Source organism: Rhizobium terricola (genome assembly GCF_012927355.1).
In the GTDB taxonomy this organism is placed as follows: Bacteria; Pseudomonadota; Alphaproteobacteria; order Rhizobiales; family Rhizobiaceae; genus Allorhizobium; species Allorhizobium terricola.
This window is the reverse complement of sequence record NZ_JABBGK010000002.1, coordinates 361,603-374,129: the sequence shown is the minus strand read 5'-3', so window position 1 is coordinate 374,129 and position 12,527 is coordinate 361,603. Positions and strand designations below refer to the sequence as shown.

The 12,527-nt window shown below is 63.2% G+C and carries 11 protein-coding genes; 7 read left to right on the top strand and 4 right to left on the bottom strand.

The window, feature by feature from the left end; all coding sequences use genetic code 11:
• The first annotated feature begins 291 nt into the window (after positions 1–291).
• From HHL25_RS11555 to HHL25_RS11545, 3 genes are all read left to right on the top strand, one after another.
• On the top strand, positions 292–1,788 hold the full coding sequence (locus HHL25_RS11555) for a CoA-acylating methylmalonate-semialdehyde dehydrogenase (RefSeq protein ID WP_169590522.1): 1,497 nt from the start codon (positions 292–294) through the stop codon (positions 1,786–1,788).
• 191 nt (positions 1,789–1,979) lie between these two features.
• Positions 1,980–3,047, top strand: a complete 1,068-nt coding sequence (locus tag HHL25_RS11550; RefSeq protein ID WP_169590520.1) for a YjgN family protein — start codon at positions 1,980–1,982, stop codon at positions 3,045–3,047.
• Positions 3,037–4,110, top strand: a complete 1,074-nt coding sequence (locus HHL25_RS11545; protein WP_169590517.1) for a M48 family metallopeptidase — start codon at positions 3,037–3,039, stop codon at positions 4,108–4,110. Before HHL25_RS11550 ends, HHL25_RS11545 begins: the two co-directional genes overlap by 11 nt.
• A gap of 39 nt (positions 4,111–4,149) precedes the next feature.
• Here the strand turns inward: HHL25_RS11545 and HHL25_RS11540 are convergent, their stop codons facing one another.
• Positions 4,150–5,166, bottom strand: a complete 1,017-nt coding sequence (locus tag HHL25_RS11540) for a Fe(3+) ABC transporter substrate-binding protein (protein WP_246701817.1) — start codon at positions 5,164–5,166, stop codon at positions 4,150–4,152.
• 206 nt (positions 5,167–5,372) lie between these two features.
• On the opposite strand from HHL25_RS11540, the gene rirA reads away from it, so the two are divergent.
• The 3 genes from rirA (at position 5,373) to HHL25_RS11525 (ending at position 8,321) form a co-directional block, all read left to right on the top strand.
• Positions 5,373–5,864 (top strand): iron-responsive transcriptional regulator RirA, encoded by a 492-nt coding sequence (gene rirA, locus HHL25_RS11535; protein ID WP_169590512.1) that lies wholly within the window; start codon positions 5,373–5,375, stop codon positions 5,862–5,864.
• A gap of 222 nt (positions 5,865–6,086) precedes the next feature.
• Positions 6,087–7,685, top strand: coding sequence for a GMC family oxidoreductase (locus HHL25_RS11530; protein ID WP_169590510.1), 1,599 nt, complete (start codon positions 6,087–6,089; stop codon positions 7,683–7,685).
• Positions 7,686–7,790: 105 nt separating this feature from the next.
• Entirely contained in the window at positions 7,791–8,321 is a 531-nt protein-coding gene (locus HHL25_RS11525; protein WP_246701783.1) for a gluconokinase, read from the top strand.
• Positions 8,322–8,346: 25 nt separating this feature from the next.
• Here HHL25_RS11525 and HHL25_RS11520 read toward each other — a convergent pair whose 3' ends face one another.
• Positions 8,347–9,240, bottom strand: a complete 894-nt coding sequence (locus HHL25_RS11520) for an SDR family oxidoreductase (protein WP_169590508.1) — start codon at positions 9,238–9,240, stop codon at positions 8,347–8,349.
• A gap of 126 nt (positions 9,241–9,366) precedes the next feature.
• On the opposite strand from HHL25_RS11520, the gene HHL25_RS11515 reads away from it, so the two are divergent.
• The gene (locus tag HHL25_RS11515) at positions 9,367–10,308 is read left to right on the top strand and encodes an AraC family transcriptional regulator (protein ID WP_169592801.1); all 942 of its coding nucleotides are present in this window, start codon (positions 9,367–9,369) and stop codon (positions 10,306–10,308) included.
• 27 nt (positions 10,309–10,335) lie between these two features.
• On the opposite strand, the gene aguB is transcribed toward HHL25_RS11515, so the two are convergent.
• Together aguB and HHL25_RS11505 are read right to left on the bottom strand one after the other, a co-directional pair.
• The gene (gene aguB, locus HHL25_RS11510; RefSeq protein WP_169590505.1) at positions 10,336–11,208 is read right to left on the bottom strand and encodes an N-carbamoylputrescine amidase; all 873 of its coding nucleotides are present in this window, start codon (positions 11,206–11,208) and stop codon (positions 10,336–10,338) included.
• Positions 11,209–11,219: 11 nt separating this feature from the next.
• Complete coding sequence (locus HHL25_RS11505) at positions 11,220–12,515, bottom strand: NAD(P)/FAD-dependent oxidoreductase (protein ID WP_169590502.1); 1,296 nt, start codon at positions 12,513–12,515, stop codon at positions 11,220–11,222.
• Between the last annotated feature and the right edge of the window lie 12 nt (positions 12,516–12,527).

Below are 12,527 nucleotides of genomic sequence, written 5' to 3'. Positions count from 1 at the left end.
TGGTCGGGGGCATCCCCCATTGGCCGGCCGCACTTCTCGTTCAATTGCGGCGAGTCGACGAAGTGAGCGGGGGCGAGATGCGTGGAGGCTGCCGATCTCCCCCCTTGAGGGGGAGATGTCACGAAGTGACAGAGGGGGGTGAACCGCGGGTTCGTCTGCCAGATCAACGGGGATCGCCTTTCGATAGGGCTTCAATTTTTGCACAACGGATGCGTAGAACATCTTGTTGCGTTGTGCAAATCAAGGCGCATACTCAAGACCAGTCAAAAAGACCCTTGAGGAGGCACATCCATGCGTGAAATCGGCCATTTCATCGGCGGCAAGCACGTCGCCGGCACGAGCGGACGCTCGAGCAACGTCTTCAACCCGGCAACCGGCGAAGTCCAGGCAATCGTCGCTCTCGCGACCGATGCCGAACTCGATGCCGCCGTGCAGAACGCCAAGGCGGCTCAGCCGGGCTGGGCCAACACCAATCCGCAGCGCCGCGCCCGCGTCTTCATGAAGTTCGTCCAGCTGCTGAACGACAACATGGGCGAGCTCGCCGAAATGCTCTCCAAGGAGCACGGCAAGACCATCGAGGACGCCAAGGGCGACATCATCCGCGGCCTCGAAGTCTGCGAATTCGTCATCGGCATCCCGCACCTCTCGAAGAGCGAGTTCACCGAAGGCGCCGGCCCCGGCATCGACATGTACTCGATCCGCCAGCCGGTCGGCATCGGCGCCGGCATTACCCCGTTCAACTTCCCGGGTATGATCCCGATGTGGATGTTTGCCCCGGCGATCGCCTGTGGCAACGCCTTCATCCTGAAGCCCTCCGAGCGCGATCCGTCCCTGCCGATCCGCCTTGCCGAACTGATGATCGAAGCTGGTCTTCCGGCCGGTGTTCTGAACGTCGTCAACGGTGACAAGGGCGCGGTCGACGCGATCCTCAATCATCCGGACATCGGCGCGGTCTCCTTCGTCGGCTCGACCCCGATTGCCCGCTACGTCTATGCCGGCGCAACCGCCAACGGCAAGCGCGCCCAGTGCTTCGGCGGCGCCAAGAACCACATGATCATCATGCCGGACGCCGACCTCGACCAGGCCGCGAACGCCCTTATCGGCGCAGGCTACGGCTCGGCCGGCGAGCGCTGCATGGCGATCTCGGTTGCCGTACCGGTCGGCGAGGAAACCGCCAACAAGCTGATCGAGAAGCTCGTCCCCATGGTCGAGAAGCTCCGCATCGGCCCGTATAACGACGAGAAGGCAGATTTTGGCCCGGTCGTCACCAAGGAAGCCCAGACCCGCATCCTCGGCCTGATCGACCGCGGCGTCGAAGAAGGTGCCAAGCTCGTCGTCGACGGCCGTGGCTTCAAGCTGCAGGGTTATGAAAACGGCTACTTCGTCGGCGGCTGCCTGTTCGACAACGTCACCCCGGACATGGACATCTACAAGACTGAGATCTTCGGTCCGGTTCTGTCGGTCGTTCGCGCCTCCAACTACGAGGAAGCGCTGTCCCTGCCGATGAAGCACGAATACGGCAATGGCGTCTCGATCTACACCCGTGATGGCGACGCTGCTCGCGACTTCACCAGCCGCATCAATATCGGCATGGTCGGCGTCAACGTTCCGATCCCGGTTCCGCTCGCCTACCACTCGTTCGGCGGCTGGAAGGCATCGTCCTTCGGCGACCTCAACCAGCACGGCACCGACTCGATCAAGTTCTGGACCCGCACCAAGACCGTGACCTCGCGTTGGCCGTCGGGCATCAAGGATGGCGCCGAGTTCTCCATCCCGACGATGAAGTGACGTCCGTCACCGGTTGAGCCGATCTTCCTTTAGGTGGATCGGAAATACTTGGAAAGATTTGAAAACGGGCTCCGAAAGGGGCCCGTTTTTCGTTCGATCAACTTGCGGCGGGCAGAAAGCCGTGGCACCTCTGTCGATGCCGCACTGGTCGGGGGACAAGGTGGCGATCGATCATTGAGAGGGCAGGGGACATGGTGGAAGCAACGACCGCAGGCAACGTTACGAGAGGCGAGTTTCGCGGACGCGCCGGCGAATATTTCGGCATCTGGATCGTCAACATCCTGCTGACCATCGTCACGCTGGGGATCTATTCGGCCTGGGCGAAGGTGCGGCGCAACCGCTATTTCTATGGCAACACCTTCGTCGACAATCACTCCTTCGACTATCATGCGCGCGGCATGCAGATCTTCATCGGTCGCGCGATCGTGTTCGGCTTCTTCATCGCGATCCAGATCGTCAGCGCCGTCTTTCCGCTGGTCGGCATCATCGTGCCCTTCGTCGTGCTGCTGGCGCTCCCGTGGCTCTTGTCTCGCGGACTGCGTTTTGCCGCGCGCGTGACGAGCTATCGCAACATCCGTTTCGACTTCAAGGGAACCGCCTGGGGTGCGTTCAAGTCGGTCATTCTCGGCGGTCTTGCCGCTTTCGTCAGCTTCGGTATCCTCGCGCCGCTCGCCAGCCGTTGGCTCTATCGCTACATCTTCAACAACCTGCGTTATGGCGACCGCTCCTTTTCGACCGATCCGCAGCTCGGCAAGCTTTACCGGGTCTGGGTTTTGCCGATGATCGTGATGATTATCGGCGCGGCAGTGGCCGTGGGCATCGGGACGATGCTCTACATGGCGGCCAGCGCCGCCGAAGCCTATTCCGACGCGGAGGACGCCCCCGTCCAGATCATTGCCATGGTCTACGGCACCCTGATCCCGTTGCTGCTGATCTACAGTATCGCTGCCGTGCTCTACCGGATCGGCGTGCGTAACGTCGTGATGAATGCGGCTCTGCTGGATGGTCGCCATAGGCTGTTCAGTGACATGTCTCGCTTCCGCTATCTCTGGATCATGGTTTCCAACCTGGTGGTCTCGATGTTGACCTTCGGTCTGATGCGTCCCTGGGCCGCCATCCGCGAACGGCGCTACATGGTCGAGCATTCGGGCATTATATTCGACGGCGACATCGGCGAGGTCATGGCCTCGATCGAGGAGACGGGATCGGCCGTGACGGCGGAGTATCTCGATATGGAAGGTTTCGATTTTGGCTTCTGACGCTGAAGAGATCGCACGCGGGCACTGGCATCCGCCGCGCTCCAGCCGCGCCTTGCCGGCGCGGCTCGTCGCCCATGGCAAGACCCTGGTCGTGCGGCTCGACGGCGTGGCCGGAGATCCGGTTGCCGTCAACGACGCGTCGACGGTGACGATCTCGTCACGGGTCGGTCAGGTGCCGAGGCGCATCGGCTTCGTCGACGGATCGCTTTTCGAGACGCCGGACAACGATGCCGTGGATCGATGGCTCGCCGCCCGCCGGCTCAATCGCGGCGGCTTCGTCCACGAACTCGAGCGTTTCCACCCGAGACTTGTCGCCTTGGTTCTGGTCGTTTTCCTGCTTGCGGGGGCAACCTATCGCTACGCCTTGCCGGCTCTGGTCGAGGTAGCCGTCTGGATCACGCCGCCGGCCGTCACGGAGGCCATGGCTGCTGGAACGCTTGCATCTCTGGACCAGACGATGCTGTCGAAAAGCGAATTGCCGGATGGCAGGCAGACGGAGATCCGCGACAAGTTCGAGGCGATTGCGGCCCATTCCGCGCGCGGCGCGGACGGCTACAATCTCAACTTCCGCAAGGGCGGCTATGTCGGCCCGAACGCCTTTGCCCTGCCGGACGGCAGTCTGGTGCTGACCGACGAACTGGTGGAACTCGCAAAGGGGGACACCGAGATGATCCTCGGCGTGCTGGCCCACGAGATCGGCCATGTCGAGCGGGACCACTCGCTGCGGCAGTTCTACCGGGCGGCAGGCACGGCCGGCCTCATCATGCTGATCGCCGGCGATGTCGGCAGTGCCGGCGAGGACATCCTGACCAATGGTGCGGCCCTGCTGACGCTCTCCTATTCCCGCTCCGCCGAGAGCGAGGCCGACCGCATCTCTGTCGACCTGATGGCCAAGGCCGGTCACGACCCCGCCGCCATCGGTCGCTTCTTCGAGATCATCGAAAAGGAACTCGGCGATCACGGCGAGACCTCGATGTTCTCGACCCATCCCGGAACGCCGGACCGCCGCCGCCAGATCGACGAATGGGCGGGTGAGGCGAAAAAGCAAGAGGGCGGCCAGTAGCCGCCCTCTCCTGAATTCCTGTGTCGGACGCCGAAGCGATTACTGCGTCGGACCTTCGTTGAGACCGACCTTGTCGACCAGCTCGGAGGCCGCCTTGCGGTTCGCCGCGATATCGGTGAGCGGCAGCGTGTCGGGTTTGATCGGGCCGAATGAGGCGACGACGTCGGAGACCTTGGCGCCCGGCAGGACCGGATATTCGAAAACCTGCTCGGCATAGATTTCCTGCGCCTTGCCGGACGCGAGGAATTCCATGAACTTGACGGCATTGTCCTTGTTCGGCGCGTATTTTGCGAGCGCCATGCCGGAGATGTTCACATGCGTGCCGCGGTCGGCCGCATTGGGGAACAGGATCTTCGTCGCTGCCGCCCATTCCTTCTCTTCCGGATCCTTTTCGTTGGTGATCATCAGGCCGACATAATAGGTATTCCCGAGCGCGATGTCGCATTCGCCGGCCATGATGGCCTTGGCCTGGCTGCGGTCGTTGCCGTCCGGCTTGCGCGCGAGGTTTTCCTTCACGCCGGAGAGCCATTTCTCCGTGTATTCTGCGCCGTGATGGGCGACCATCGAGGCGAACAGGCCGATATTGTAGGAGTGCTGGCCGTCACGCATGCACAGGCGGCCCTTCCACTTCGGATCAGCCAGTTCCTCATAGGTGATGGCGGTTTCCGGTACGCGTTCCTTCGAGGCATAGACGACGCGGCCGCGCGTCGTGAGGCCGAACCACTCGCCTGCCGGGTCACGATACTGCGCGGGGATGTCCTTGTTGATGATGTCGCTCGAAAGTGGCTGCGTCACGCCGCCGTCCTTCGCCTCGACGAGGCGGCCGATGTCGACGGTGAGGATCACGTCAGCCGGAGAGTTCGCACCCTCGGCGGCGATGCGTTCGACGAGGCCCTTGTCGAGGAAGAGCACGTTGGCCTCGATGCCGGTCTCCTTGGTGAATTCGTCGACCAGCGGCTGGATCAGCTCCGGCTGACGGTAGGAGTAGATGTTGACCTCTCCGTCGGCGAGCGCCGCACCTGCCGTCGCGACGAACGCGACCGAGCCGAGCAGCATGTTGCGCAAGATGTTTGCCGGTATCATGGCGTATCCTTCCCTCAATACCTATATTTGTTGAGCGTGATATTCATGAATTGACCATGGCTGTCAATCTCGCCAGATTTCGGGTCACGGACACGTGATTTGTGAACTTGAGTATTTTGGAATTGTTCAAAACTAAGAAAGCCGCTATATAACGGTCGTTACGAGGCAAGGAGTCGGGCATGCGGTTGACAAAGCAGACGAATTACGCGGTGCGCATGCTCATGTACTGTGCGGCGAACAAGGATCACCTGAGCCGCATTCCGGAAATCGCCAAGGCTTACGGCGTCTCCGAGCTTTTCCTGTTCAAGATCCTGCAGCCGCTGAACAAGGCTGGACTGGTGGAAACCGTGCGCGGTCGCAATGGCGGCGTGCGCCTCGGCCGCCCGGCCGACAAGATCACGCTGTTCGATGTGGTCCGGGTGACCGAAGACAGCTTCGCCATGGCGGAATGCTTCGAGGACGACGGTGACGTCGATTGTCCGCTGATCGACAGCTGCGGCCTCAATTCCGCACTGCGCAAGGCCCTCAATGCCTTCTTCAACGTCTTGACCGAATACACGATCGACGACCTCGTGAAGGCGCGCCCGCAGATCAACTTCCTGCTCGGCATCGACGAGTTCGGCGGCAAGCCGGGTATCCGGGTTCCGAGCGCCTCGGCGCCGGCCGCCTGATCAGGCAATTCTCTCTCGATAGACCCGCTGCGCTCTCGCCAGCGGGTTTTTTCGTGTCCGCCGATGCCGGGAAAGGTTGGAAAAATCTCTTTTGTCGGTCTTCAGGCCCTTGAGCATCACTCGGCTCCGAAATACGTTTACGTAAACGGAAGCTTGGTTCGAGGCTTCGTGCGAGGTCGCCAGGATGCGGCCGCGGGGCTGGCTTTGGGAGGGGCGCCTTGCATGTTCGATTATGTGATTGCCGGCGGCGGCTCTGCCGGTTCCGTTCTTGCCGCGCGGCTCAGCGAAGACAAGGATCTGAAGGTCTGCCTGATCGAGGCCGGCGGGCTCGGCCGCGATCTCCTGTTGCGCGTGCCGTCCGGCGCCGCGGCGATCGTGCCGGGCCGACTGCGTTCCGCCAACTGGTGTTTCGAGACTGAACCCCAGCCGGGGCTCAACGGCCGGCGCGCCTATCAGCCACGGGGCAGGGGACTTGGCGGTTCGAGCCTGATCAACGCCATGCTTTATGTTCGCGGCCATGCCTCGGATTACGACGATTGGGCGGCGGCCGGCTGTGACGGCTGGTCCTTCGCGGACATGCTTCCCCACTTCCTGAAGTCCGAGGATAATGAGCGCGGCGCCTCCGCTCTCCACGGCGCGGGCGGACCGCTGCAGGTCAGTGAGGCGGATTGGGCCCGTCCGATCAACCAGGCCTTTATCGAGGCGGGCGTCTCGCGCGGCTTTGCCCGCAACGACGATTTCAACGGCGCGGATCAGGAGGGGCTCGGTCTCTACCAGGCAACCCAGTTCTGGAAGGGTCCGAAGAAGGGCGAGCGCTGTTCGGCGTCCGCCGCCTATCTGCACGACCATCTCGATCGTCCGAACCTGACGATCGTCACCGGCGCCAGGGCAAGCCGCATCCTCGTCGAGAACGGAAGGGCGGTCGGCGTCGCCTACCGCATCGGCCGCCGTGAGGAGATTGCAAGGGCTGCCCGCGAAGTCGTCGTGTCCGGCGGCGCCCTTCAGTCGCCCCAGCTTCTGATGCTGTCCGGCATCGGGCCAGCCGACCATCTGGGCCGCCATGGCATTCCGGTCGTTGCGGACAGTCCCGACGTCGGCGCCAATCTCCAGGACCATCTCGATTATACGAGCGTCTATCGCTCCGACGACACGAACATGATCGGTCTCGGCTATGCGGGCCTGCGCGACATGGCGCTCGCTTCCGGCGAGTGGCGCCGCGAGGGAACGGGCCTCCTGCGCTCGACCTTTGCCGAATCCGGTGCCTTCCTGAAGACCGACCCGGCGCTCGATCGTCCCGACATCCAGCTGCATTTCGTCGTCGCCATGGTCGATGACCACGCGCGGCGCATGCACCTCGGCTACGGCTATTCCTGCCATGTCTGCCTGCTCCGCCCGCATTCGCGCGGCCGCGTCTCGCTGAAAAGCGCCGATCCGCTTGCCGCGCCGTCGATCGACCCGGCCTATCTCTCCGATGGGCGCGATCTGGACGGCATGGTGGCCGGCACTAGGGTCATGCGCGACATCATGGAAGCCGGTCCGCTCGCCCGCTACCGGCGGAGCGAACTCTATCCGGCCGGCCGCAATGACGCGGAGCTTGCCGCCGCGATCCGTGCAAGGGCGGAAACCATCTATCACCCGGCCGGCACCTGCCGCATGGGGGCGGACGACGCTTCGGTCGTCGATCCGCAATTGCGGGTGCGGGGCGTCGATGGTCTGCGCGTCGTCGATGCCTCGGTTATGCCAACGCTCATCGGGGGCAACACCAATGCCCCGGTGATAGCCATGGCCGAGAAGCTCGCAGCCTCGATGCTCGCGGTCTGAACGCAGGCCACGGGTGCCGGTGGATGGCCTGATCCGGCGGGTTGGAATTCGCCGGTCCGCTGGCTAAGGTCTCGGCAGACCGCCCGTTGCCGCATCAGGGAGTGCATGATCTTGCCGCAAACGTCACCCAGCCGACCGACCGCGATCATCGTCATGGGGGTGAGTGGCTGCGGAAAGACGTCTGTCGGTGCGGCTCTTGCGGAAAGGCTCGGCCTTTCCTTCGTCGAGGGCGACGTGCTGCATCCGCCGGCCAATGTCGAAAAGATGGCCAAGGGAACGCCGCTCACCGATGCCGACCGCTGGCCATGGCTCGACATCATCGGCGCTGAGATGGCCACGGCCCTGGCGCGCGGCGAAGGCATCGTCGTGTCCTGCTCGGCCCTGAAGAAGATCTACCGCGAGCGCCTTCGCGCCGCGACCGGCGGAAGGCTGCGCTTTGTCTATCTCTCCGGCTCGCGCGAACTGCTGACCGAACGCATGGGCGCCCGCACCGGCCACTTCATGCCGCTCTCCCTGCTCGAAAGCCAGCTGGCGACGCTGGAAGTACCGAGTGGAGAGGAGGGCGTGGTGACGGTCAATATCGACCAGAGCGTCGAGGGGATTGTGACCGACGCCGCGATCGGTCTCTCGACCTGATCGCAGCTAGGCCTCTCGGTGAACGTTAGCCCTCGAAGTAATGTCCAGCGTCGAGATCGTCGATAAGGCTCATACCCTTGGGCATCCAGCCTGTCTTCTCCCGCGTGATGGCACTTGAGGCGCGGCAGTCCATCGCCGCGAAGTGGGCAAACCAGCCGAAGTGATCTGCGGCCTCTTCTGCCGGCTTGCCCCTAACGGGAACGCGGAGGCCGCGGCCGATCGCTTCGGCAATGTCGCGAAAATCGGTCCCTTCATCGGCCGCCGCGTGGTAACGCGCGCCCGCCTCGCCTCTCTCGACCGCCAGTCGGAACAGCGCGGCTGCGTCGTGGCGGTGCACTGCCGGCCACTGGTTGGAGCCCTTGCCCACATAGGCAGAAACGCCCTTGGCTCGCGCGATGCCGATCAGCATCGGCACGAACCCGTGGTCTTCCCTGCCATGCACGGACGGCGGTAGGCGTAGGATCGAGCAGTTGATGCCACGGGCGATCAAATCCTCGGCCGCTTGTTCTGTTGCGACACGCGGGGTCAGCGCGTCCCTCGGATAGCTTTCTGTCTCGACAATGGGATGGTCGGAGCGAAAGAGCCCGATACCTGAGGTTACGACAAGCGCTTTGCTGCTGCCTGTGAGCGCCTCGCCCATCGCCTCGATCGCGCGGCGATCGTTCTCGCAATTCTCGGCGAATTTCGAAAAGTCGTGGTTGAACGCGGCATGGATGATGGCATCGGCCATTTCAACACCCTGCCTGAGGCTGGCGAGGTCGGTGACATCGCCACGCAGCGCCTCGGCACCTGCAGCCGTGAGGTTAGCCGCCGATTGGTCCGAGCGCGCGAGGCCGATGACAGTGTGTCCGGCCGAAATCAGTTCTCGGACGACGGCCGATCCGACGAAACCCGTGGCGCCAGTTACGAAGATATGCATGGATTTTCTCCCGTCTTGTGCGATGCCGACGAGCCTCTGCCCCGGCCAGGAAGGGAATAAGGGATGGAATGTGGATGATCCATGCGATAGAGTTCGCAATATCTCTTCGATCGTCCGGAGTTGTGGATGGATCCCCTGTCAGATGTACTGTCTCTGCTTAAGCCCGAGAACCACATGTCCGCCGGCTTCGACGTCGCCGGCCCTTGGTCTATCGCTTTTCCAGATCAGCAAAAGAGTATCAAGTGCGGCGCGGTGGTCACTGGTACCTGCTGGCTGGCGGTCGAGGGGTTGGCCGGTGCGGTTCGTCTCGAACCCGGCGATGGTTTCCTTCTGCCGAGCGGCCGGCCTTTCAGGATGGCGAGCGACCTAGCTTTGGAACCAACGGAGGCGGGAGCGATTTTCGCGCCTGTGCGCACGGGCGGCATCGTTACCCGCAATGGTGGAGGAGGCGACTTTGTCGTGAGCAGCCGTTTTGGCCTCGGCGGCGAACATGCAGACGTTCTGCTCCGGATGCTGCCGCCGATCGTACGAATTCCTGCGGAAGCGGACCGAGGCGCCCTGCGCTGGGCCGTCGAACGCATGATGCAAGAACTTAAGGAAAACAGGGCGGGTTCTCATCTGATGGTACAGCATCTCGCCCATATGATGCTGGTCGAGGCTCTGCGTCTTCACCTCGAGGATCGGACGGGAAGCGAACGCGGCTGGCTCTTCGCGCTGGCCGACCGGCAGATCGGAACCGCGATGCGTGCCATCCATGACGGACCCGCCTATCGCTGGACACTCAAGGAACTGGCGGGCCTTTCCGGCATGTCGCGAACCAGTTTTGCCGAGAGATTTCGCGAGATCGTCGGAGAAACGCCGATCGACTATCTCATCCAGTGGAGGATGCGTCTTGCCGCTGATCGGCTCCTGCGCAGCGGGCAACAGGTTTCCGTCGTCGCTCTCGCGCTCGGCTACGAGTCTGAAAGTGCGTTCTCCACGACATTCAAGCGTGTCATGGGCAGTTCGCCTCGTCATTACGTGCGAGAGCGGCAGGACCGGCAGCCCGAGGAAGCAACCGGTGCATGACGTGGGATACTGAGACGGGTCGCGACGTCAGGTGACCCCGTCCATCGTCAAGAGAGGCGTATAAAGCTCCGGCCGCCGGTCGCGGAACAGGCCCCAGGCGGAGCGCTGTTTGGCGATGCCGTCGAGATCGAAGGTGGCCGTCAGCACGGTTTCACTCGTCCGGTCGGCTTCGGCCACCTTCTCGCCGGTCGGGCCGGCAATGAAGGACGAGCCGTAGAAGGTGAGTTCCGTACCCTTGCGACCGGGCTCCGTGCCGATCCGGTTGGAGGCGATGACGGGTATCACGTTGGCGGCGGCATGGCCCTGCATCACGCGCTGCCAGTGCGCGGCGCTGTCGATGGTCGGGTCCTGCGGTTCCGAGCCGATCGCCGTCGGATAGAACAGCAGTTCGGCGCCCTTAAGCGCCATGGCGCGGGCCGCCTCCGGAAACCACTGGTCCCAGCAGATGCCGACGCCGATCGTGGCGTGCTTCGTCTGCCAGACCTCGAAGCCGGTGTCGCCGGGCGAGAAATAGTATTTCTCGGTATAGCCCGGGCCGTCCGGGATATGGCTCTTGCGGTAGAGGCCGAGCACGCTGCCGTCGGCATCGATGATCCCGACGCTGTTGAAGAAGGCCTGGCCGGCCTTTTCGAAGAAGCTGATCGGCAGGACCACGTCGAGCTCGGCTGCAAGGGCTGCAAAATGCGCGATCAGCGGATTGTCCTCGAAGGGCTTGGCCATGTCGAAGAATTCGGCGATCTGGTCCTGGCAGAAATACGGCGCCTCGAACAGTTCTTGGATCAGCACGATGTTGGCGCCTTCTGCGACGGCCTTGCGGATCAGGCTTTCGGCGCGGGCGATATTGCCGGGAATGTCCCAGCTGCAGGCCATCTGGGTTGCAGCGACGGTGACGGTGCGCATGGGGGTTCTCCTTAAACGCCGAGCTTGTCGCGCATGCCGTACCACCATGCACCGAGCACGGTCAGCGGGACGCGGAAGGTCTTGCCGCCCGGGAAGGGCAGGGCGGTCAGCGACGACCACACGTCGTAGCGGCCGGAATGGCCGGCAACCGCCTCGCCCAGGATCTTGCCCAGCAGGTGCGTGGTGGTGACGCCGTGCCCGCTGTCGCCATGCGAGAAGTAGACGTTGTCGGCGAGCTTGCCCATGTGCGGGATGCGCGTCAGCGTCAGCGCGAAATTGCCGCTCCAGGCGAACTCGATCTTCGTATCGGCGAGCTGCGGAAAGGTCTTCAGCATGTTCGGGCGGATGACGCCGGTAAGGTTCGCCGGGTCCTGGCCGCCATAGCCGATGCCGCCGCCGTAGAGCAACCGGTTGTCGGCCGTGCGGCGGTAGTAGTCGAGCACGTAGTTCGCATCCTCGACGCAGTAGTTGGCCGGCAGCAGCTCTTCGATCAGCTTGGCATCGAGCGGTTCGGTCGCCATGACCTGGCTGGAGACCGGCATCATCTTGTCGGTGATCTTCGGCAGCATGGTGCCGAGATAGGCATTGCCGCAGACCAGCACATACTTCGCCGTGACGCAGCCCTTGGCGGTACGCACCACCGGATTGGCGCCGAAGTCGACGCCGATGACGCGCGACTGTTCGAAGATCCTGCCGCCGAGGCTTTCGACTGCTGCCGCTTCGCCGAGCACGAGATTGAGTGGGTGGATGTGGCCCCCGAGCCTGTCGATCATGCCGCCGACATAGCGGTCGGACTTCACATAGGTCCCGACCTCGGCCTTGGAGACCATTTCGAGGCCGGTGTGGCCATGCTTTTCCCAATGGGCCTTCACATGCGCCATCTCGCGCACCTGCTTGTCGGTGAAGGCGGCGAAGAACCCGCCGTCGACGAGATCGCACTTGATGCCGTATTTCGCCACGCGCTCGCGGATGATCTTGCCGCCTTCCAGCGACATTTCGCCGAGACGGGTCGCCTTGTCCGGGCCGTAGCGGCGGGCGATGGTTTCGAGATCGCGGCTGTATCCGTTGACGATCTGGCCGCCATTGCGCCCCGACGCGCCGAAGCCGACGCGCTCGCCTTCGAGCACGATGACGGAATAGCCGTTTTCGGCAAGCTGCAGGGCGGCCGAGATCCCGGTGAAGCCGGCGCCGATCACGCAGATATCGGCGCTCAGATCACCTTCGAGGCTAGGGCGAACCGTCTTGTCGTTGGCGGAGGCGGCGTACCAGGACGGTGCATGGCCCGGATTGGTGGCTGACGTGTTCATCTTGGTGTTCCT